The following is a 20,840-nucleotide window of genomic DNA, read 5'->3' as shown; positions in this document are numbered from 1 at the left end:
TTTTAAGAAGACTAAGAGAGAAATGGAGAGCTGTATGGAAAGCAAGAAAATCATTCAGGTGGAAGAGAAAGTGCCATTTAAGTTGCTGGTGCCTTTAAGTATCCAGCATATGTTCGCAATGTTCGGGGCATCGGTCCTGGTTCCTTTTATATTTGGGATCAACCCGGCAGTTGTACTGTTCATGAATGGAATGGGAACATTATTTTTTATTTTCATAACAAAGGGAAAAGCACCGGCATACCTTGGCTCCAGTTTTGCATTCCTGGCACCGGCAGGAATTGTTATCAGCAAATGGGGCTATAATTATGCCCTGGGCGGGTTTGTTGCCGTGGGGCTTTGCGGTTGTGTTCTGGCACTGATCATTTATAAATTCGGTTCAGACTGGATTGATATCGTTCTTCCTCCGGCGGCTATGGGGCCGGTTGTGGCACTGATTGGACTTGAGCTTGCTGGAACAGCAGCAGCCAATGCAGGCCTGAAGGATGAAATGATTGATATGAGGAATGTCATTGTATTTCTGGTAACTCTGCTGACTGCGGTACTTGGTTCTGTGGTATTCAGAAAATTCTTATCTGTTATCCCGATTCTGGTTGCAATTATTGTAGGATATGTGGCAGCACTTTTATGTGGTGTTGTAGATTTTAGTGAGGTCGGCACCGCAGCATGGTTGTCCTTGCCTAATTTTGCAGCACCGAAGTTTAAATGGGAAGCAATTGTCATTATTCTGCCAGTGCTACTGGTCGTTACTTCAGAACATATCGGCCATCAGATCGTAACCAGTAAAATAGTAAATAGAGATTTGATAAAGGATCCCGGGCTACATCGCTCTCTGCTGGGAGATTATATATCAACCACACTTTCCGGTCTTGTTGGTTCTGTACCCACCACCACATATGGGGAAAATATCGGTGTTATGGCTATGACAAAGGTATACAGCGTTTATGTAATCGGGGGAGCGGCAGTACTTTCTGTTGCCTGTTCTTTTATCGGAAAGATGACGACATTAATCAATACAATTCCAGGGCCGGTAATCGGCGGAATTTCCTTCTTACTGTATGGAATGATCGGAGCCTCAGGCATTCGTATTCTGGTTGATGCACAGGTAGATTACGGAAGATCCAGAAATATGGCCATGACCTCCGTTATCTTTGTAACAGGACTTTCCGGAGTTGCCGTAAAGTTTGGAAGCATTCAGTTATCAGGTATGGTACTTGCATGTGTAGTAGGTATGCTGATGGGCCTGATGTTCTTTGTTCTGGACAAGCTGAATCTTACAAATGACAGGGATCATGCGTAATTGGATTAAGGAAAGATCCGGGAGTGTTTAAAACCGGAAAATGTAAATATAGGACCTGCATATACCGCAGAGCAACGAACTGTCAGTTGCTTTGCGGTATTTTGCTCTGAATTTGTAACAGGGAAAACACATAAGGCTATTTTGGCGGGAATAAGATGGATTAAGAAAGAATTGAAAGAAGTTAAAAAGAGGAAAAAGCAATGCTTAATTATTTATGGGCCTTTATGATGCTGGTTGGAGTCCTTTGGGGGGCATTCCACGGGAATTTAAATGGTGTGACAGATGGGGCTTTAACCTCTGCAAAAGATGCTGTTATGTTGTGCATCACCATGCTGGGAATCATGTCTTTCTGGAGCGGAATTATGGAGGTCGGGCGGAAATCCGGTCTGATTGAACGGATGTCACAGAAAATGAGTCCCATACTTCGTTTCCTTTTTCCACGGATACCGGTTGAACATCCGTCGCTTGAATACATCTCTACGAATATCATCGCTAATATCCTGGGGCTTGGGTGGGCGGCTACCCCGGCAGGACTTAAGGCCATGGAGTCCTTAAAGGAACTGGAAGAGAAGCGGAGAAAGGGAGAAGTTACCGGGAAGTATGTGGCAAAGGCATTTCCGGAAGGTACTGCAAATAATGAAATGTGTACGTTTCTTATCATTAACATTTCATCCCTGCAGTTAATTCCGGTTAATATGATCGCCTACAGAAGCCAGTACGGCAGTCCCAATCCAATGGCTGTGGTGGGGCCGGCTTTGTTGGCAACATTAATTTCTACAATCGTAGGTGTTACATATTGTAAGCTGATGGATGCAGGGAAGAATTAGTTTCCTTATTATGGTGGAGAGACAGTATGAATTACAGGAAAGCTGTGTATAATTCCAATCAATTAAGGAAGCGCTATGGATAATGCAGATGAATTATACAATTGCTGGTATGCTTATAAATTATTTCGTGTAAGATAAAGAATGGATCAAAAAAAGATATGTAACTATGGAATCCCTATCATAGGAAGAAAAGCAAAGAGTCCCGGAATGAAAGCTTTAAGAGCCTTCATTCCGGGACTTTTTTGATGTCCTCTCCGACGCTGTGATTCACCGATAGAACCATTTGTTTATAAAAAACAGCAGTTCTGTTTCCTCTGGTGTTTTTAGATTTTATTTTATACACCGTAGATTAGGATCCTTGTTTTTCTCGGTCATGTAATCCCTATTATCATGAAAGAATTATATTATAAATAGACGTCTAAGTATAAGACTTTTGGCAGTTTTACTTTATGTTGTTTATGTACGAAATCAGAAACAACATACCAATTGGTATGTTAAACATATGAAAGGTATGATGAATTGTACTGAGTATTTGTAATAAATGTACAAAACAATAGATGACAAATTGTGATTTTATGATAATAATTCAAATATATATAAAAATTCTATTTACATACATCATATGTTATGCTAACATTAGGACAGATGAAAGCTAATAATAACCAAATGGATAAAGCGTAATGATGTATTTGTGTGCAATTTATACAAATTGATTTATGGAAAGGCGGAGGTATGAGAAGGAGTATAGATAAGATGCAGAATATAGATGTTCTCCCCATGGCTACAGCTCAAAAGGTAAAAACCATGATTATCCAAAGGGAGATGAAGCCAGGAGACCGGTTGCCTACGGAGAAGGAACTGTCAGAGTTTTTTGGGGTTAGCCGTTCTACATTGAGAGAAGCCATGAAGTATTTAAGGGCTGAAAATGTTGTTGTCATCCGCCAGGGGAGCGGAACCTTTGTCAGTGCTGGAACAGGGATCGGGGAGGATCCCCTTGGGCTGCATTTTACGGATCAGAAGTATCTTATTCAGAATCTGTTTGAAACCCGGATGTTAATTGAACCTCAGATTGCGGGACTTGCGGTACAAAGGGCTACACCTCAGGATATTAAGAATCTTGAGAGACTGGTAGCGGAGATGGACCAGATTCAGATCAACAGCACCGCTACGGCAGAGATGGATGTTCAGTTCCATACGGCTGTAGCAGAATGCACCCATAATGAAGTGCTTATTCGGGTGGTCCCCATAATCAATGAATCCATCCGGCGGAGCCACGTAGAAACCCATAATGACCTGGAGAGCTTCAAAAGGGCAAAACGAAGCCATAAAGGTATTTATAAAGCAATTGCTGACGGCAATTATATGGAAGCCAAATTTCTTGCCGAACGGCATGTATGGGAAACACTAAATGATGTAAGGGAAAGGGAAGGGAAAAAATGAAAAAAGGATTGATTGGAAAGAAAACAATGGCAGTGGTTCTGGCAGTTCTTATGGCCGGGGGAGCGATGGCAGGCTGTTCTTCAGGCAGTAAAGAGGCCACGGCGGCAGGTACGGAGACCACAACAACAAGTGAACAAACCACGGCAGCAGGTACACAGACCACATCGGCAAAGGAAGGACAGGCTCCTTCCGGGGAGATAAAACCATGTACCATAAAATTTCGCTATTGGGCCGATAATACGGATTATTCCCAGCTCATGCAGGATATTATCAAGAAGTTTAATGAGGAAAACGGTAAGGGAATTACCGTCTTGGGAGAAGAAAGCCCATGGGATGGAGGCGCATATTCAGAGAATCTGTTTAACGCTAAGATGGGAGGCGGAGATATTGACTGCGCCACATGGAAGCTTACCTCCACGCCGTTATTTGTAAACAACGATCTGCTGGCTGACTTAACACCAATGATTGATGTGTGGGACAAAAAAGCTGAAATTGATGATAACATTTATGAAATTATGAAAAAGGCCGGAGACATGGAGCGAATCTATGTAATGCCATGGAATATTCAGGTTCTGTATGTATATTACAGGCCCTCCATCTTTAAACAGGCAGGGATAGAGGTACCAAAGACCTATGAAGAATTCTTACAGGCTATAGAAAAGTGCACCATGGATACCAATGGGGATGGTAAGACCGACGTATATGGCTTTGGCATGAGAGGTGCAAAAGGCGGCCAGGAGCCATGGGGCAGCTTTGTATATGGACGGGGAGGCAGCTTTGAGGACTTAACAACACCTGAGGCGGTACAGGGCATGCAGGATTTCATTGATATTTATAATAAAGGCTATGTGCCTCCCACAGCAACCAGTGACGGATTCAGTGAGATTATTGCCAATTTCCAGTCAGGGCTGACGGCTATGACCATTCATCATACAGGATCCAGCAAGGATATGGAAAAGCTGCTGGGAGATGATGTATCGGCATTCGCGTTCCCGGCAGGTAAGGGTCAATGGACATCAATGGGAGACACAGAGACGGTTATATTTGAATCCTGTGAAAACAAAGAGGCAGCCTTTGAATGGGTATCCTATCTGGCAGCAGGAGAAGGCCAGAAAATGTGGTGTGAGGGAACTGGAAATGTTCCGGTAAGTAAGAGTGTCCAGGAGACTGACTTTTTCCAGAATAACCGCTTTATGAAAGCCTCTATTGATGGACAGAAGTTTGCGGGTATCATTCCGATTCTTGATACGACTACAGAATGGATTTCCACGCTGTGGCCCAATACGGTTTCTCAGGCACTGACTGGAGGCATATCTGCTGAGGAGTGCATGAAGACGTTGCAGGCCGGATTATATCAATAAGGAATCGAATAATGAGGGGGCTGCAAAAAAGGCGGCCCCTTCCGGTTGGGAGGGAGAATTATCGATGGTTAAAAAACGGACCTTTTGGCCGTATGTACTAGTGGCTCCAGCAGTGATTATCATTCTGTGTGTGGTGTTTATACCGGTAATGAATGCAATTCTTATGAGCTTTCAGAACTATGATCTTCGAAGACCGAAAGAGATTGCGTTTCGTGGGCTGACCAATTATGCCTCCGCTTTTAAGGACCCGCTGTTCTGGGGAGCTCTTGTTCGAACTATTTTATGGGTGGTATGCGGAGTTGGTTTTCAGTTTTTGTTCGGATTCATTCTGGCCCTCCTCTTAAATCAGGAGTTTTTCGGAAGGGGAATGGTGAGAGCGGTCAGTATGATACCCTGGGTTACGCCTGGAGTCTTGATCGGGTTGATGTGGAGATGGATTTATGACGGAAACTTTGGAGTTTTGAATGATCTGCTTTTAAAGCTTCATGTTATTTCGGATAAAATTCCGTTTCTCTCTCAGGTGTCGACCGCATTTCCCAGTATCATCGTGACCATCATCTGGCAGGGAATACCGTTTTTTGCACTTATGCTACTGGCAGCTCTGCAGGGCGTCTCCTCGGAAATATATGAAGCTTCCAGCATAGACGGAGCAGCGGCGTGGCAGAAACTATTTTATATAACCATTCCCTCCATTAAGAATACGATCTTTGTTACGGCGCTGCTTCGTGTCATCTGGGTTGCTAATTCGGTGGATGTGATTTTTAACATGACGGAAGGCGGGCCGGCTTATTCGACACAGACGCTCAGCGTTTATATATTCAATAAGGGAAATGCACTGAATCTGGGGTATGCATCTGCAATGGCGTTATTACTGGCAGTACTGCTTTTGTTTGCTGCAATCCCGTACTTAAAAATGAACTTTAAAGGGGAGGAGTAAAGGATGAAGAAACAACCTGATATAAAACGGATTCTGTGTGTGTATCTGCCGCTGATTGCGATGCTTATCTTTATTTTGTTCCCATTCTATTGGACACTTGTCACATCCTTGAAGCCCCAGGATGAGTTGTACGGTATGGTTGTTACCTACTTACCTAAATCCATTACCTTTGAATCCTACCGGAAGCTTTTTACCACTACGGTTAATTTCCTGGCAGCTATAAAGAACAGCTTTGTGGTGGCAGCAGCAACAACTCTTGTATCCTTAACTGCATCCACACTTGCGGCTTACGCCTTTTCCAGATACCAGTTTGCCGGCAGAAAGCTACTCATGTGTACGTTCCTCTGCAACAATATGTTTCCCACGGTATTGCTGCTGATTCCGCTGTATTCCATTATGCGCAAGATGGGACTCTTGTTCACGCCTGCTTCCCTTGTATTATCTTATACCACCTTTACCATCCCGTTTTCCGTATGGCTGCTGTTAGGGTTCTTAAATGACCTTCCCATGTCACTTGAAGAAGCAGCCCTGGTAGATGGCTGCAATCGGGGCGTTGCTTTTGTGAAGATCATTCTTCCCATACTTGGACCTTGTCTGGTAGCCACAGGGGTTTATATTTTTATGACATCATGGAATGAATATACATTTGCTGTAATGTTTACCAATACAGAGACGCGTACTATCCCGGTAGCCTTAAAAAGCCTGATCGGACAATTAGGGGTTCAGTGGGATTTGCTGACAGCAGGGGGCATCATAACCATTATACCGGTATGCATCATGTTCTTTTTTGCACAGAAGAGGTTAGTGGAAGGGTTAACAGCAGGAGCTGTAAAAGGCTGAGTTATATATAAGGAGGAAAATAAATGCAGTACAATAAGAAAGCGAAAGAACTGAGGGCTGAAATTCTTAAAATGTTATTTGCCTGTCAGTCCGGGCATCCGGGAGGATCTTTATCCTGTGTTGAGATGCTGATGGCACTATATTATGAAGTGATGAATGTGGATCCAAAGGATCCGGATAAGCCGGACAGGGATCGTCTGGTATTGAGCAAAGGCCATGCATGCCCTGCATTGTATGCGGTACTGGCGGATCTGGGGTATTTTCCCAAGGAGGATTTGGCGGGCTTAAGACAGATTGACAGCCACCTGCAGGGACATCCCGATTGTACAAAGACTCCGGGAATTGATATGAACACCGGTTCTTTAGGCCAGGGGGCATCTCTGGCAATGGGCCTGGCTCTGGCTGCCAAACATGGAGGCGAATCCTATCATGTATATGCAGTCCTTGGAGATGGAGAATGTCAGGAAGGGCTTGTTTGGGAGGCAGCCATGGCTGCGGCTCATTATAAGCTTGATAATCTCACGTTTCTGCTGGATTATAACAAGCTGCAGATTGACGGCTGCAATGCAGAAGTCATGAGCCTGGGAGACATTGTGAAAAAGTATGAAGCTTTTGGATTTGATTGCTTTGAAGTGGATGGACATGATATCTCTGCCATAACAGCCGCCTTAAAAGCGCCGGTAAGGGGGAAGCCGAAGTTTATCTGCTGTAATACCATAAAGGGAAAAGGAGTTTCCTTTATGGAAGACCAGTCTGGCTGGCACGGAAGACCAATGAATGCAGAGGAATTTGCCCAGGCAATGAAAGAGCAGGAGGTAGAGTAATGGGAAAGTCACTGAGAGTTGCTTATGGAGAATCTCTTGTAAAATTAGGTGCGGAGAATGAAAAGGTAGTGGTGTTGGATGCAGATCTGGCACATGCCACCCAGACCTGTATGTTTCAGGAAAAGTATCCGGAGCGTTTCTATAATATGGGAATTGCAGAAGCAAATATGATGTGTGCTGCTGCAAGTTTTGCAAATACCGGATACATACCCTTTGCCAGTACCTTCGCATTATTTGGTGCAGGACGGGCTTATGAGCAGATCCGTAATTCCATCTGTTATACCAATGCAAATGTGAAATTCGGTTTTTCCCATTCCGGCCTTTCCGTGGGAGAAGACGGCGGAAGCCACCAGTCTTTTGAAGACATTGCTCTTATGAGGGAAATGCCGCATATGACAATCTTTGTACCCTGTGATCCGGCAGAAACGGAGAAAGCCGTGATGGCTGCAGCTGAAATAAACGGTCCGGTATACATTCGGGTGGCAAGACCGGTCTGCAAGGATATTACAACTGCGGAGACGCCGTTTATACCGGGAAAGGCCAATGTTATGAAAGAAGGGAATGATGTCTGCATCATATCCTGCGGTCTGATGATCCCTGAGGCATTAAAGGCAGCCGAAGAGCTTGAGAAGGAAGGCATTCATGCAGCGGTCGTAAATATGCATACCATCAAACCGATTGATAAAGACATTATTTTAAAAATGAATGAAACCTGCAGAGGTATTGTGACCATAGAGGAACATTCTGTGATCGGCGGGCTTGGGTCAGCGGTAGCAGAGGTTCTGGCCGGACATATTGGCGCCAGATTTGCGTCATTGGGAATACAGGATAAGTTTGGTAAATCCGGAAAGCCGGAAGAACTTTTTGAAGCTTATGGACTCACCGCCGGACATGTGGCGGAAGCCTGCAGAAATATACTGGGTTAATGGGAGGATAAAATCATGAATATCGCCGTTTACGAGTTTGCGGGCGAAGGAATGCAGAGAGTATTTGAGAATGAAAAATGGACCGTTGGCATTAAAAACTGGAAACCGGCCAATGATGTCACAGGAATTGACTGCCTGGAGAGGCATAACAATACGGATGAGCTCTTTGTACTTGTGGAGGGAGCATGCACTCTTATTTATGCCAATGAATCAAAAGAAGGTCTGGAATTTGGTGTCGTCAACATGCAGCCTGATAAGGTATATAACATTCCGGCAACCTTGTGGCATAATACCATCACCCAGAAGGATACTAAAATGATTTTAATTGAAGATTCTAATACATCTATGAATAACAGTGATATTTTAGAGCTGGATGAAGGGCAGATCGTTAAGATAAGGAGTCTGGCCTAGGAAGTTAAGGAGAATCATAGTATGAAATTTTATATTGATACGGCCAATACTGAAGAAATCAGGAAAGCCAATGAAATGGGAATCATCTGCGGAGTGACTACCAATCCGTCCCTGATTGCAAAAGAGGGAAGGGATTTTAATGAGGTTATTATGGAAATCACAGCGATGGTGGAAGGGCCTATTAGTGGAGAAGTGAAAGCGACTACCGTAGATGCGAAAGGGATGATACTGGAAGGCAGGGAAATCGCAGCAATCCATCCCAATATGGTTGTTAAAATACCGATGACAACAGAGGGACTGAAAGCCGTCAAGGTATTAAATGTAGAAGGTATAAAGACCAATGTAACACTGGTATTTTCGGCAGCACAGGCTATTTTGGCCGCTCGTGCAGGAGCTTCCTATGTTTCGCCATTTTTAGGGCGTCTTGATGACATTTCCATGAAAGGTATTATTCTCATTGAAGAAATAACGGAGATTTTTAAAAGACATCAGATAACAACCGAAATCATTGCTGCCAGCGTCCGCAATCCAATTCATGTAATAGATTGCGCCAAAGCTGGTGCTGATATTGCAACTGTTCCATACAAGGTATTGGAACAGATGGTAAATCACCCGCTTACCACTCAGGGGATTGCTAAATTCCAAGCCGATTATAAAGCCGTGTTTGGAGAAGAATAATAATAGGTAAAACGTTGCGGAATGACGAAATCGTCAAGGCATTCTGCAACGTTTTTTACATTTCTTAGGAGAATATATAAGGAACAGATTCGGTTAATTTGCACAACATAATTTTGTATTATTTAGCGTTTTTGTTATTTACAACACTCCCAATATATGTTAAATTACTATCATAAACAAGATATAAGGTATTACCTTATACGACAGGAGGCATAAAATGGACTACGAAATTGACGTGAAAAACTTAAAGCGCTGCGCGGAGATATCCCGCCAGTCAAGGGAAGCAGGCAACACCCCTTTTGGTGCGATTCTTGCAGGGAAGGATGGAAGCATTCTTCTGGAGCAGCCTAATGTTGAGATTACAGAGGGGAAATGCACAGGTCATGCTGAGACACAGGTAGCTGAGAGAGCATCTCAATTATATTCCAAGGATTTTCTAGGGGACTGCACGCTTTATACAACAGCAGAGCCATGTGCCATGTGTGCAGGGGCTATTTACTGGGCCGGAATCGGTCGGGTAGTGTACGGTATGACTGAGAAAGATCTGCTGGCGCATACAGGCGCGGATCCTCAGAATCCTACGTTTGACTTACCTTGCCGTGAAGTATTTGCAAGGGGTCAGAAGAAAATTGAAGTAGTTGGACCATTTCCAGAACTGGTAGAAGAGATAGCGGAGGTCCATAAAGGGTATTGGAATAATTAATTGATCATCAGGAGGGTTTCGAGATGGAACAGAAAAATAAAAGTCAACAAGCTGACACTGAATATTCCCGCTGCGCCGTGCCTTTAAGCGAGAGGAAAAGTTATTTCAGCCTTACAATTATCTGGACAGGATTTGTTTTTGTCATCACCAGTATGATGGCAGGAGGGGGTCTGGCTGCCGGACTGAATTTTAAGGGGATTATCATTGCCACGTTGGGGGGAAATATTTTCTTAAGCATTATTGCTGTATTAATCAGTATTATTGCCTGCAAGACAGGGCTTACTTTTGCCCTGCTCACCCGTTATAGTTTTGGTTCCAGCGGTTCCAAGGCTGCATCAATTTTTGTACCGGTAGTTAATTTTGGCTGGTATACCATTCAGGCAGCTACTTACGGACACTTTGTAGCCCAGGTATTCCATTTTGGCTGGGTAGGTGAAGGATTCTGTATGGCAGCCAGTGCCATTGTCATGGGAATTTTCGCTATGTTCGGCATACAGGCAATAGCTATTTTAGGATACATTGCGATCCCGGCAATCGTATTCCTGTCCATCGCCACTGCCATCCGTTCCCTGGGTGTTATGGGCGGTGCAGAGGCTCTGTTTTCCTACGTACCAAGTACGAATATACCTCTGTTCTCAGGAATTACAGCTGTTATCGGCACATGGGTGCTTTCTACAGCTACCTGTATTGCAGATATCATGCGTTATGCCAAAGATACAAAGACAGCCATATCTGCCACCCTTACAGGCCTTTTAGGCGGTAACATCCTTATGATCATCTGCGGCGCGATTGCTGCCATTGCCATGCAGAATAGTGACTTGACTGTTATTCTCTTAGGCTTTGGGCTGGTTATACCAAGTTTGATTCTTATGACCACCAACATTTTTACAACCAATGCGGCAAACCTTTACTCAACCTCCTTAAATCTGTCTAATGCATTTAAGATGGAGAGAAAGAAAATGCTGGGAATTCTTTTGGCGCTGTCTGCGATTGCAACTCTTACAAGGCCATATGAGGTAGGCTTCCTGTTCAGCTTCTTAAATATACTTGGAACAGTTGTTCCGCCATTATCCGGTATTATCCTTGCTGACTATTTTCTGGTTCACAAGGGACAGTACGAGGAATTTGACAAAGCTTCCTTCCGTAAATGGAATCCGGTTCCCTGGATCACCTGGGCTGCTTGTATCGGGGCTGTATACATCATTCCCTTCGGACTTCCGTCGCTGAACGGAATAATCCTGGGAGCTATTATTTATACGATATTGATGGCTGTAACCAATAAGCAGGTAGCCGGCGATCTTGCAGAAGAAGCGTAAAAGGAGGGAGTTATATGGACAGATATAAATTAAGCGCCCTGGTGGGAACGATCATTATGGGAATCGGATCATTTATGGCTTGTCTGGCTGAGAATCCGTTATACATATTCTCTGGGAATGTACTTCTTGTGGTGAGCATTTTTATTATGATATATGGCTACGCCAAGTGGCAGCCATAAATATACTGTAGGCAGCATAGAGATAGGTAAAACAGGATGTACCGTTATCGGTGCATCCTGTTTTTTCAATATTTTTCAACTTTTCCTGAGCAATGGCTTTATATTTATACAATTGACCGAAATAATACAGAGCCTGCCGTTATGACTGCTCCTATGATGGATATTACACGATATAACTTAACGGATTCAGGGTCGTGCTTTTCCTTACGCATGTACACGATTCCTGCAATCAGCACACCTAAACCTACAGTTAAAAAAAGAGCAAATAAAATTAATTCTTTCACTATTTTTCCCTCCATTTCAAAAGTAATGACGAATTGATAATAACTGCAACAGAACCTACATTATGAACAAGAGCGCCTGCCACGGGACTTAGTATTCCGGTAATTGCCAGTGTGATTGCGGCAAAATTAAGTATCATGGATGCAGCAAGGTTTATGTTGATGGTGCGCATGGTTTTCTTGGATAACATCAGCAGGTGCGGGATTTCCCGTATATCATCTCCTACAAGGGCAATATCTGCCGCTTCGATTGCAATATCGCTTCCAATGCTGCCCATTGCGATACCGACCTGGGCAGCCTTTAACGCGGGTGCATCATTGATACCGTCGCCAACCATGCAGACAGGCTCTCCGCTCTCCTCATATCGTCTGATTGCGTTCAGCTTATCTTCCGGCAGGCAATTGGATTGTATGTCACTTATTCCCGCAATTCTTGCCATATGATCAGCGGCTTGCGGTGAATCACCTGTAAGCAAAACGGTATTTACACCAGTGGCTGCGATATCCTTTACAACCTCGGCAGCATCTGGACGAATCGTATCGGAGAGTGCAATCAGACCAAACACATTCTCTTGATCCATAACATAGATGATGGTGCTTCCCTCTGATTTAAGGTAATCCGCACTTTCGATCAAGCCTCCAGGAACGGTGAGGCCATTATCCCTGACAAGAGCATCATTTCCGGTAAAAAACGGATGTCCGTCTATCAGGACAGAAACACCGCGCCCTGCCAAAAGCTGAAACGAATCTGGATCAGCCGGCAGCTTCCTGTAGGTTCCTTTATAACTTGCAACAATCGCCTTTCCCAGCGGATGCTCTGACCTTAACTCCGAAGTCGCGGCAAGCTGAAATAATTGTTCATCGTTCATTCCATCAGAGCAGCTTTGAACCTTTACTACAGATGGTTTGCCATATGTAAGCGTACCGGTTTTGTCAAAGGCGATACGTGTAACTTTAGCCAATCGTTCCAGCGCATCTCCCTGACTGACAAGAATCCCGTATTTTGTAGCATTTCCAATACCTGCCATGATTGCGGTGGGGGTGGCCAGCACCAACGCGCAAGGGCAAAAAACAACTAAAATGGTAACACTGCGGATAATCTCCCCTGTAACAAACCACGTAATTGCGGCAGCAGCAAGGGCGATAACGACAATCCATGTAGCCCATCGGTCAGCTATTCCAACAATCCTGGCCTTTCCAGCGTCCGCTGACTCTACAAGGTGAATCATGCGCTGCAGTGAGCTATCTTCCCCAACCTTTTGCGCTTTCATGTCGAAGGTTCCAAACTGATTGACGGTTCCGCTCTTTACCTCATCGCCTTCGCCTTTGTCCACAGGGAGAGATTCCCCTGTCATTACGGACTGGTCAACGGAAGTTTGACCTTTCATAATGATCCCGTCCACAGGGATTGTTTCACCTGCTAATACGCGAATGGTATCGTCAACCTTGACCCGCTCGGCGGGGATGATGATTTCTTCGCCGCTTAAAATAATCCTTGCCGTGGCAGGTGTTAAATGGACCAGTTTTTCAATTCCTGCCCGAGCCTTGGCAACCGTCCGTTCTTCTAAAAATGCACCGATTGTCATAATAAAGGCAACCTCGCCTGCCGCAAATATTTCACCAATTAAAATTGAAGCAATGAGGGCAATGGACACCAACACATCTGCCTTAATATCAAACTTTGTAACAAGCCCGCCAATTGCACCCTTCACGATGGGAATGCCGCAAAGCAAGATGGCAACCCATGCCGCATTGACAGGCAAAGATCCTATGTCAAAGAAACTGACGGTTAATGAAATAGCCGAAAGGCAGAGAAACAGAATCGTCCGTCTTTCGCTATCTTTAAAAAATGTTAACAACTACATCACTCCTTATATACTTATGGGGGTATACGTACACACAACAAGAGTATACCCCTATGGGTATACTCTTGTCAATAAAAAAGCAACCGAATTTCGGTTGCTGATTGTCAAATATAAATTTTTTTAGCTCATACGGGAAAAGTGCTCTATAGCCTTTGCAAATTCTGCTATTGTTTTATCGGCATCCCCGTGCTCGATTCCTTCTTTTACACAATGATTCAAATGTCCTTCCAGAATTACTTGTCCAACCTTATGCAAAGCACCTTTGGCCGCATTGACCTGAATAAGTATATCCTCACATGATATGTCCTCATCGATCATTTTATCGATCGCCTTAATTTGACCCATGATTTTATTTAACCGACGATGTAGATTATCTGCATCCATACACTGGCGCATTCTTCCACCTCCTTATACCCATAGGGGCATAAAATAAGAATATCATACTTAGTCCACTACGTCAATCGAATGGCAGTATGACGTTATACACGAATAGTTTTTAATCGCAGGATGAAAAGAAAGGCCCTGGATATCAGCCTTAAGAATAAAAATAAAGTGACCCGGAATAAGAGTGTTTCCAATCCTTCATTCCGGGGCGTTTATTATGTATCTGCTGTATATCTTATATTTCCTCATAGTGAAGAAGCCTCTTACGTATTTGACTGTATTTTAATATGGTGGTGTCCACATACTCCCAGGCATATACAGCGGCTGTACCATCTTCATCATAATTAATTCCCTTTAAAAGAAGAAATGCTTTTGGTGGGATGCCAAAGCGTTCCATAAGTCCGTTTAATAGTTCCACGTCCTTGCTGTATACTGCATTCAGTTCTACTTTATCCCATTCCAGCTTCTTCCCGGTGGCCTTAAACATGAAGTAAAACACAGAATTAACAAAGCTGTCAAGCTCTTTCATATCCACTCCATTAAGATAGGAGTATGGGATGTAATCCCTTGTGACGGCGCAGATTTGTTTATCAGCATAGAATATCTTATCACAAATAAGGACCAGACTGCCTTCTGTAATTTCAAGGTGGCCGGCCACATCCCTGTCTGCTTTGATGATCCCGTGGTCAATCATTTCCACTCTGGGTTTATAGCCGCTGTTGGTTATCATGTCCACAAAATGCATGACAGGATTAAAGCTGGCCTTCATTTCAAAAAAGCTGTTATTAATAAAGGTCCCTCTTCCATGTCTTCGGAATATCATTCCCTTGGCAGACAGGTCGTCCAGGACACTTCGTAGCGTGATGCGGCTGACACCAAGCATTCTGGACAGCTCTTCCTCTCTCGGAAGCTTGTTATTCACCGAAAGGTCCATCTGTTTGATAAAATGCAGAAGTTCTATTTCTACCTGTGTCTTTAAATCTGTTTTTTGTATTCGCCGCGGTTTTGGCCCCTTGCTTTCTTCTGTCATGTAATCCCCCCATCATATTTTCTTTATAAGAGCAGGAATTCCGTTAATGATATTCTAGCATTACAGAATTATCTTGTAAATACGTGTGTAAAATTTTAGCCTTAGGACAGAGTTTCTTTATAATTTTTTAATGCCTGTGCAAGCTGATCCGGGCAGGAGGTGGGTCTGAAGCCGCACTGGATCCCTTCCAGCCTTTTGATTGCTTCGTCTACATCCATGCCTTCCACCAGCCGGGACACGCCCTGGGTGTTGCCGGAGCAGCCCCCTACAAACTGAACTTTAACCAGTTTGTTATCTTCTACTTCAAAATTGATTTCCTGCGAACAAACGCCGCGTGTTTTATATTTCAACTTAAATTCCTCCAATTTGTAAAATTTCATCATAGCAGATTATAAAATTATAGGAAATCCGGGCAAGGATGTCAATAGCTCTTTGCAAGCCGCAGTTATTCAGACATCCCAAACTGCGATTCATAGGAGGATCAGCCCCTAAGTCCAAAGAAATCCAGTGAATTTCCCATGTGTTTTTCCTGACAAATTTAATACAAACTGTTATAATAGGTAGCAGTGTACTTATTATGTCCGGAAAACCAGGGCATGAATGGAAAGGAGAACAATTATGTTAGGAATCATCGGGGCCATGGATGTAGAGGTGGCAGAAGTAAAAAAAGCCATGGAGGATGTTACGGTAGAGACCATCGCTGCAATGGATTTTTATAGAGGAATCTTAAAAGGAAAGGAAGCGGTAGTGGTTCGCTCTGGCATTGGCAAGGTAAACGCGGCGATCTGTACTCAGATTCTGGCCGACCATTACCATGTGACTGCGGTCATCAATACCGGAATCGCCGGCTCTTTAAAGAATGAAATCAACATCGGAGATGTGGTGCTGTCCACAGATACGGTCCATCATGATATGGATGCTACTGGCTTTGGATACCCTGCAGGGCAGATTCCACAGATGAAGGAATTTGCCTTTCAAGCAGATGAAAGGCTTCGGAATCTGGCTGAAGAGTGCTGCAGGAAGGTCAATCCTGAGATTGAAGTTTTCGTCGGAAGGGTAGTTTCAGGGGACCAGTTTATTTCTGATAAGGTTAAAAAACAGTGGATAGGGGATACCTTTGGGGGATATTGTACAGAAATGGAAGGGGCTGCGATCGCACAGGCAGCGTACTTAAACCACATCCCTTTTCTCATCATCAGAGCCATTTCAGATAAGGCGGATGACAGCGCAAACATGGACTATAGCGAGTTTGAGGAGAAGGCGGTTAAGCATTCTGTGAACCTTATTTTAGCCATAGCTGAACGGTATTCATATTAGGTTAAGAATCGAATCCTGACAGGATTTGACGAACGATTCTAGGCTCTCTCATCTTCCCAAAGCGAAATTGGGTGATTATAATAAACCTATCACCGGTCGAAACCGGAAAGAAAGGGGAGTTATAATTATGCTGGAATTTTTACAGACAGGCAAGGCGCTATTCGTACTGGCAGCCCTGTGCGGCATCGGCATTGTCACCAGATGGCTGACACGTAACCTCTACAAAAGATTGATCAAAGAATCAGATAACCTTACATTGACTAAAAACAAAAGTCTTCGGGCATTTAAACAGAAGACGGAAAACACGTACCAGATAAACCAGGGAATCCCAAAGGTAAAGCCGTATCTGGAACGGCAGATGTATGATTTTAAATATATGGGAGTAACACTCCACGGCTGGAATATATTTTCCAACCAAATGACACTCTGGTGCTTTCTGGCAGGAGGTGCGGCGGCATTTGCATCCTACTGGTTCCGAGCCGATTCATATTACATAGTCTTGTATGGCTCTGCAGGTATCATGGCCGGACTGCTTACGATTCTGGTAGACCACGGCGCAGGAATTGTGGAGAAGCGGCAGCAGTTGTTTGCGGCTCTGGACAATTATCTGGAGAATACGTTGATTTACCGGTTGGATATGGAAAGAGAGGATTCACAGGCAATGTCGGGGCCTCATATGGAAACCCGTGAAAATATAAGATCCATTTATTCCCAGTCACCAAAGGGAGGAGTAGAAGTCGAGCCGGAGCAGGACAAGAAGGCAGACAGGAGAAGCGCAAGGCAAAGAAATGGGACCTTAGAAAAACCTTTAAGGAGCCGAACCCAGAAACAGTCCATGGATGTGTTTTCTGAAGCCCCGGAGCAGGTGCCCGAAAGAACGGAAAGCCAGGCGCAGCCAGACCTTAAGAACTCCAGGAGGGATGTGGATTACTTAAAACGGAGCCTGGAACAGATTGCCGCCAGCAGGGAAAGAGAACGGGGCGGCAGGCAGGGGGAGGACTGGTTAAAGGACCTGAGTCCTGATGAGTTAAAGCTGATCGGTGAAATTCTCCAGGAATATTTAACATGAACGTTTGGAAGGCGGGAAGAAAATCATGTCGCATTCAGAACTATTCTGTGGTATAATTTTCCTAAGCAGGGGATCAGAAACCTGAAGTCAAATAACCCATAGCAAGCGAAGGGCTATTTGGCCCCGCAGGCAGTTGCCAAGGTCAGGAGAGCTTGGCTTCGGCTCGCTGCCTTTGCGAGAATAGAAGGAAAAGGAGAATATTAGCAATGGGAAATGTAATTTTTGATTATTCCAGGGCAGCAGGATTTGTATCAGCAGAGGAAATGGAGAATATGAAGGCCACAGCAATGTGTGCAAAGAATGTGCTGATGGACAAGTCTGGTGCAGGCAGTGATTTCTTAGGTTGGATCGATCTTCCGGTAGATTATGACAAGGAAGAATTCCAGAGAATAAAGATGGCAGCAGAGAAAATTCAAAATGATTCGGATGTTCTGCTGGTCATCGGTATCGGCGGTTCCTATCTTGGAGCCAGGGCAGCCATAGAATTTTTATCCCACAGCTTTTACAATGTATTGCCAAAAGGAAAACGTAAAACTCCGGAGATTTATTTCGTTGGAAACAGCATCAGCAGCAAATACATCCATGATTTAAAGGATGTGCTGGAAGGAAAGGATTTCTCCGTTAATATTATATCGAAATCAGGAACCACCACAGAGCCGGCAATCGCTTTCCGGGTATTTAAGGATATGCTGATTGAGAAATATGGCCGTGAGGAGGCAAATAAAAGGATTTATGCCACTACGGATAAGGCAAGGGGTGCTCTGAAGAATCTGGCTGACGAGGAAGGCTATGAATCTTTCGTGGTTCCGGATGATGTAGGGGGACGTTTCTCAGTGCTTACAGCAGTCGGCCTTCTTCCGATTGCAGTATCCGGCGCTGATATTGATAAATTAATGGAAGGTGCGGAGGCGGCCAGGATGGAAGCCCTGGAAGCGCCCTATGAGTCAAACGGCGCCCTTCAGTATGCGGCTGTGCGCAATATCCTGCTTCGGAAAGGGAAAACGGTGGAGATCGTGGCAAACTATGAGCCAAGCCTTCATTATGTTTCCGAGTGGTGGAAGCAGTTATTTGGAGAAAGTGAAGGAAAAGATCAAAGAGGGATCTTTCCGGCCGCAGTGGATTTGACCACAGACTTGCACTCTATGGGACAGTTTATTCAGGATGGGGCCAGAATTATGTTTGAAACCGTGCTGGATGTTGAGGAATCATCCGCGGAAATCCTCCTCAAGGAAGAAGCAGTTGATACCGATGGTATGAACTATCTTGCAGGAAAGAGCGTTGATTTTGTAAATAAGAGTGCTATGAACGGAACCATTCTGGCTCATACCGACGGAAACGTGCCAAATCTTATGGTAAGGATTCCCGGACAGGATGAGTACAGCCTGGGACAGCTGTTCTACTTCTTTGAATATGCATGCGGCATCAGCGGATATATTTTGGGCGTAAATCCGTTTAACCAGCCGGGAGTGGAAAGCTATAAAAAGAATATGTTCGCACTCCTTGGAAAACCTGGATATGAGAAGGAAAGGGAGGAACTCTTAAAGAGATTATAGGAAGTTGGCGGGAAACGCCGGTGTTCTGGTTCAGACTTTTAAGAAAGTCGGGCCGGAATACCGGCGTTTTTATATATTTTGGCTTAATTGGGAACAATAAAGAGATATTTAAGAAAAACTTAGATATGAAATAACGGTGCAGTATAGTATACTTATAATGCGTGATAAAAACACATAATTAAAGGAGGAAGATATGAAAAAATATTTAATGCTTTTTCTTGCTGTTGCTACGGCCCTGTCATTGACTGCCTGCAAGGGGGAAAAGGATCCAAAGGTTATTTATGATGAGGCCTCGAAAAAAACGTCGGAGCTGACATCCATGGATGTGACCTCAGTGGTTAACATGCAGATGACCCAGGGAGAGGAAACCACAGATATCAAAATGGATCTTGATATGAAGATGGCGGACATTAACACCGAGAACATGAGATATCAGGCGAAGGGGACCACTTCACTTATGGGCCAGAATCTGGATATACTCATGTATTATGAGAACGGATATTATTATATGGATTCCATGGGCCAGAAGGTAAAATACGCCATGGATTTAGATGCCATGATGAAACAGGTCAAGCAGAGCACAGAGGGTGCAAGCGTAAATTCTTCTTATCTTAAGGAGATCACGGCAAAGAAGGATGGAGATAACCAGATCCTTACCTTTACGGTTGATGCTGAAAAGATGGATGCCTATGTACAGGATATGATGGGACAGCTAGGAACCAATATGGAAGGCGTAACTTACACCATCAAAGAAGCAAGCGGTGAAGCAACGGTCAATAAGGAAGGGTATTTTACAAACTCAAAGATCAAGATGTCCCTTGAAATGAATACTCAGGGTGAGACGATAGCTATGGTTATGGATACGGATTCCACCTACAACAATCCCGGTCAGGCTGTTGAGGTCACAGCACCGGATCTGGAGGGTTATACGGAAATCGATGCCAGCGCAATGGAGAACCAGTAAATCGATTGTATAATGAGAAGTTACTTTCTTTAGCTCATATCCAATAAAGAAGTATTAAGGAACATTCAGAAAGGCAAAGGCATTTGAAGCGGCAGGATATGCCAAATAGCTTCTGCCTTTGCCTTTTATAAATATTTTTAGTTTATCTCTATGTGAAAGCGGCATTCATTCGTTTATAACTGCCATTATCTAATTTACCATTGCAAAAAATTCTTAACTGCACTTTTCGTACAATTCTGTATGGTCTGTTAATTCTTTTCAAATCCCATTAACCTAAATCTTTTCTGGAAAAATCCAAATAGTACTTTGCTATGCCAAATCCACAATAAATTCTTATACTAAAAAGCACACGAATTTGGATTTGGTACCATTAAGTAATTCTCGTTATTCGGCTGTTGTATCATTCCGTTAGGACATAATCACAAGCCCCAGAACATTCATTGCCCATACCATAACTATATGAAGAAAGTTTAGAGCCTTGCCTATAAGTATTAGTAAAATAAGGTAAAGTTTTACTGGTCCATTATTTTTAAAAAATTAAAACGGTAAGTGTTAATTATAAAAATAGGTAATTGTGCACAAATAATGTATAAGAAAAATGTTAAAAATAGAAGAAAATACGAGGATTCAACTAAAAA

The 20,840-nt window shown here is 43.7% G+C and carries 22 protein-coding genes; 17 read left to right on the top strand and 5 right to left on the bottom strand.

The window, feature by feature from the left end:
* Positions 1 to 34 precede the first annotated feature (34 nt).
* The 13 genes from uraA (at position 35) to H171_RS24355 (ending at position 11,739) form a co-directional block, all read left to right on the top strand.
* Entirely contained in the window at positions 35 to 1,297 is a 1,263-nt protein-coding gene (gene uraA, locus H171_RS19180; protein ID WP_100307588.1) for a uracil permease, read from the top strand.
* A gap of 200 nt (positions 1,298 to 1,497) precedes the next feature.
* Positions 1,498 to 2,124 carry a nucleoside recognition domain-containing protein gene (locus H171_RS19175; protein ID WP_100306562.1) on the top strand — a complete coding sequence of 209 codons (627 nt, stop codon included), beginning with the start codon at positions 1,498 to 1,500 and terminating at the stop codon, positions 2,122 to 2,124.
* Between the two features lie 753 nt (positions 2,125 to 2,877).
* Positions 2,878 to 3,564, top strand: coding sequence for a FadR/GntR family transcriptional regulator (locus H171_RS19170; RefSeq protein WP_242977013.1), 687 nt, complete (start codon positions 2,878 to 2,880; stop codon positions 3,562 to 3,564).
* Entirely contained in the window at positions 3,561 to 4,925 is a 1,365-nt protein-coding gene (locus tag H171_RS19165) for an ABC transporter substrate-binding protein (RefSeq protein ID WP_100306560.1), read from the top strand. Before H171_RS19170 ends, H171_RS19165 begins: the two co-directional genes overlap by 4 nt.
* Before the next feature lie 64 nt (positions 4,926 to 4,989).
* Positions 4,990 to 5,862, top strand: a complete 873-nt coding sequence (locus tag H171_RS19160) for a carbohydrate ABC transporter permease (RefSeq protein WP_100306559.1) — start codon at positions 4,990 to 4,992, stop codon at positions 5,860 to 5,862.
* 3 nt (positions 5,863 to 5,865) lie between these two features.
* A complete protein-coding gene (locus tag H171_RS19155) occupies positions 5,866 to 6,702 on the top strand; it encodes a carbohydrate ABC transporter permease (RefSeq protein WP_100306558.1) in 837 nt (278 codons plus the stop codon).
* Positions 6,703 to 6,725: 23 nt separating this feature from the next.
* Positions 6,726 to 7,526: a transketolase gene (locus H171_RS19150; RefSeq protein ID WP_100306557.1), complete on the top strand. Its 801-nt coding sequence runs from the start codon at positions 6,726 to 6,728 to the stop codon at positions 7,524 to 7,526.
* The gene (locus H171_RS19145; protein WP_100306556.1) at positions 7,526 to 8,452 is read left to right on the top strand and encodes a transketolase family protein; all 927 of its coding nucleotides are present in this window, start codon (positions 7,526 to 7,528) and stop codon (positions 8,450 to 8,452) included. The genes H171_RS19150 and H171_RS19145 overlap by 1 nt, the downstream gene beginning before the upstream one ends.
* Before the next feature lie 15 nt (positions 8,453 to 8,467).
* Complete coding sequence (locus H171_RS19140; protein ID WP_100306555.1) at positions 8,468 to 8,863, top strand: cupin domain-containing protein; 396 nt, start codon at positions 8,468 to 8,470, stop codon at positions 8,861 to 8,863.
* 21 nt (positions 8,864 to 8,884) lie between these two features.
* A complete protein-coding gene (fsa, locus tag H171_RS19135) occupies positions 8,885 to 9,541 on the top strand; it encodes a fructose-6-phosphate aldolase (protein ID WP_100306554.1) in 657 nt (218 codons plus the stop codon).
* 217 nt (positions 9,542 to 9,758) lie between these two features.
* Entirely contained in the window at positions 9,759 to 10,244 is a 486-nt protein-coding gene (locus tag H171_RS19130) for a nucleoside deaminase (RefSeq protein WP_100306553.1), read from the top strand.
* 23 nt (positions 10,245 to 10,267) lie between these two features.
* Positions 10,268 to 11,560 (top strand): cytosine permease, encoded by a 1,293-nt coding sequence (locus H171_RS19125; RefSeq protein WP_100306552.1) that lies wholly within the window; start codon positions 10,268 to 10,270, stop codon positions 11,558 to 11,560.
* 14 nt (positions 11,561 to 11,574) lie between these two features.
* A complete protein-coding gene (locus H171_RS24355; RefSeq protein WP_166433636.1) occupies positions 11,575 to 11,739 on the top strand; it encodes a hypothetical protein in 165 nt (54 codons plus the stop codon).
* A gap of 104 nt (positions 11,740 to 11,843) precedes the next feature.
* Here the strand turns inward: H171_RS24355 and H171_RS19120 are convergent, their stop codons facing one another.
* The 5 genes from H171_RS19120 to H171_RS19100 form a co-directional block, all read right to left on the bottom strand.
* On the bottom strand, positions 11,844 to 12,023 hold the full coding sequence (locus tag H171_RS19120; RefSeq protein ID WP_100306551.1) for a hypothetical protein: 180 nt from the start codon (positions 12,021 to 12,023) through the stop codon (positions 11,844 to 11,846).
* Positions 12,023 to 13,879 carry a heavy metal translocating P-type ATPase gene (locus H171_RS19115; protein ID WP_100306550.1) on the bottom strand — a complete coding sequence of 619 codons (1,857 nt, stop codon included), beginning with the start codon at positions 13,877 to 13,879 and terminating at the stop codon, positions 12,023 to 12,025. Before H171_RS19115 ends, H171_RS19120 begins: the two co-directional genes overlap by 1 nt.
* 126 nt (positions 13,880 to 14,005) lie before the next feature.
* On the bottom strand, positions 14,006 to 14,281 hold the full coding sequence (locus tag H171_RS19110) for a metal-sensing transcriptional repressor (protein WP_100306549.1): 276 nt from the start codon (positions 14,279 to 14,281) through the stop codon (positions 14,006 to 14,008).
* A gap of 223 nt (positions 14,282 to 14,504) precedes the next feature.
* On the bottom strand, positions 14,505 to 15,299 hold the full coding sequence (locus H171_RS19105) for a GntR family transcriptional regulator (RefSeq protein ID WP_100306548.1): 795 nt from the start codon (positions 15,297 to 15,299) through the stop codon (positions 14,505 to 14,507).
* A gap of 101 nt (positions 15,300 to 15,400) precedes the next feature.
* Positions 15,401 to 15,649 carry a TIGR03905 family TSCPD domain-containing protein gene (locus tag H171_RS19100; RefSeq protein WP_100306547.1) on the bottom strand — a complete coding sequence of 83 codons (249 nt, stop codon included), beginning with the start codon at positions 15,647 to 15,649 and terminating at the stop codon, positions 15,401 to 15,403.
* A 268-nt stretch (positions 15,650 to 15,917) separates the two neighbouring features.
* Here H171_RS19100 and H171_RS19095 point away from each other — a divergent pair, with 268 nt between their 5' ends.
* From H171_RS19095 to H171_RS19080, 4 genes are all read left to right on the top strand, one after another.
* A complete protein-coding gene (locus H171_RS19095; RefSeq protein WP_100043337.1) occupies positions 15,918 to 16,616 on the top strand; it encodes a 5'-methylthioadenosine/adenosylhomocysteine nucleosidase in 699 nt (232 codons plus the stop codon).
* A 127-nt stretch (positions 16,617 to 16,743) separates the two neighbouring features.
* Positions 16,744 to 17,685: a hypothetical protein gene (locus tag H171_RS19090; RefSeq protein ID WP_100306546.1), complete on the top strand. Its 942-nt coding sequence runs from the start codon at positions 16,744 to 16,746 to the stop codon at positions 17,683 to 17,685.
* Positions 17,686 to 17,891: 206 nt separating this feature from the next.
* Positions 17,892 to 19,238, top strand: coding sequence for a glucose-6-phosphate isomerase (locus H171_RS19085; RefSeq protein WP_100306545.1), 1,347 nt, complete (start codon positions 17,892 to 17,894; stop codon positions 19,236 to 19,238).
* Between the two features lie 193 nt (positions 19,239 to 19,431).
* Positions 19,432 to 20,202, top strand: coding sequence for a DUF6612 family protein (locus tag H171_RS19080; protein ID WP_100306544.1), 771 nt, complete (start codon positions 19,432 to 19,434; stop codon positions 20,200 to 20,202).
* The last annotated feature ends 638 nt before the right edge of the window (positions 20,203 to 20,840 follow it).

The organism is [Clostridium] celerecrescens 18A (assembly GCF_002797975.1).
Lineage (GTDB): Bacteria > Bacillota > Clostridia > Lachnospirales > Lachnospiraceae > Lacrimispora > Lacrimispora celerecrescens.
The sequence above is the reverse complement of the archived record's forward strand: the minus strand, read 5'-3'. Positions and strand labels throughout refer to the sequence as shown.

Bases quoted from the DNA above. Each gene is read 5' to 3' on its own strand.
- H171_RS19155 (WP_100306558.1), top strand. From the start codon at position 5,866: ATGAAGAAACAACCTGATATAAAACGGATTCTGTGTGTGTATCTGCCG.
- H171_RS19140 (WP_100306555.1), top strand. From the start codon at position 8,468: ATGAATATCGCCGTTTACGAGTTTGCGGGCGAAGGAATGCAGAGAGTA.
- H171_RS19160 (WP_100306559.1), top strand. From the start codon at position 4,990: ATGGTTAAAAAACGGACCTTTTGGCCGTATGTACTAGTGGCTCCAGCA.
- H171_RS19150 (WP_100306557.1), top strand. From the start codon at position 6,726: ATGCAGTACAATAAGAAAGCGAAAGAACTGAGGGCTGAAATTCTTAAA.
- H171_RS19105 (WP_100306548.1), bottom strand. From the start codon at position 15,299: ATGACAGAAGAAAGCAAGGGGCCAAAACCGCGGCGAATACAAAAAACA.
- H171_RS19170 (WP_242977013.1), top strand. From the start codon at position 2,878: ATGCAGAATATAGATGTTCTCCCCATGGCTACAGCTCAAAAGGTAAAA.
- H171_RS24355 (WP_166433636.1), top strand. From the start codon at position 11,575: ATGGACAGATATAAATTAAGCGCCCTGGTGGGAACGATCATTATGGGA.
- H171_RS19175 (WP_100306562.1), top strand. From the start codon at position 1,498: ATGCTTAATTATTTATGGGCCTTTATGATGCTGGTTGGAGTCCTTTGG.
- uraA (WP_100307588.1), top strand. From the start codon at position 35: ATGGAAAGCAAGAAAATCATTCAGGTGGAAGAGAAAGTGCCATTTAAG.
- fsa (WP_100306554.1), top strand. From the start codon at position 8,885: ATGAAATTTTATATTGATACGGCCAATACTGAAGAAATCAGGAAAGCC.
- H171_RS19130 (WP_100306553.1), top strand. From the start codon at position 9,759: ATGGACTACGAAATTGACGTGAAAAACTTAAAGCGCTGCGCGGAGATA.
- H171_RS19085 (WP_100306545.1), top strand. From the start codon at position 17,892: ATGGGAAATGTAATTTTTGATTATTCCAGGGCAGCAGGATTTGTATCA.
- H171_RS19145 (WP_100306556.1), top strand. From the start codon at position 7,526: ATGGGAAAGTCACTGAGAGTTGCTTATGGAGAATCTCTTGTAAAATTA.
- H171_RS19080 (WP_100306544.1), top strand. From the start codon at position 19,432: ATGAAAAAATATTTAATGCTTTTTCTTGCTGTTGCTACGGCCCTGTCA.
- H171_RS19125 (WP_100306552.1), top strand. From the start codon at position 10,268: ATGGAACAGAAAAATAAAAGTCAACAAGCTGACACTGAATATTCCCGC.
- H171_RS19090 (WP_100306546.1), top strand. From the start codon at position 16,744: ATGCTGGAATTTTTACAGACAGGCAAGGCGCTATTCGTACTGGCAGCC.
- H171_RS19165 (WP_100306560.1), top strand. From the start codon at position 3,561: ATGAAAAAAGGATTGATTGGAAAGAAAACAATGGCAGTGGTTCTGGCA.
- H171_RS19110 (WP_100306549.1), bottom strand. From the start codon at position 14,281: ATGCGCCAGTGTATGGATGCAGATAATCTACATCGTCGGTTAAATAAA.
- H171_RS19095 (WP_100043337.1), top strand. From the start codon at position 15,918: ATGTTAGGAATCATCGGGGCCATGGATGTAGAGGTGGCAGAAGTAAAA.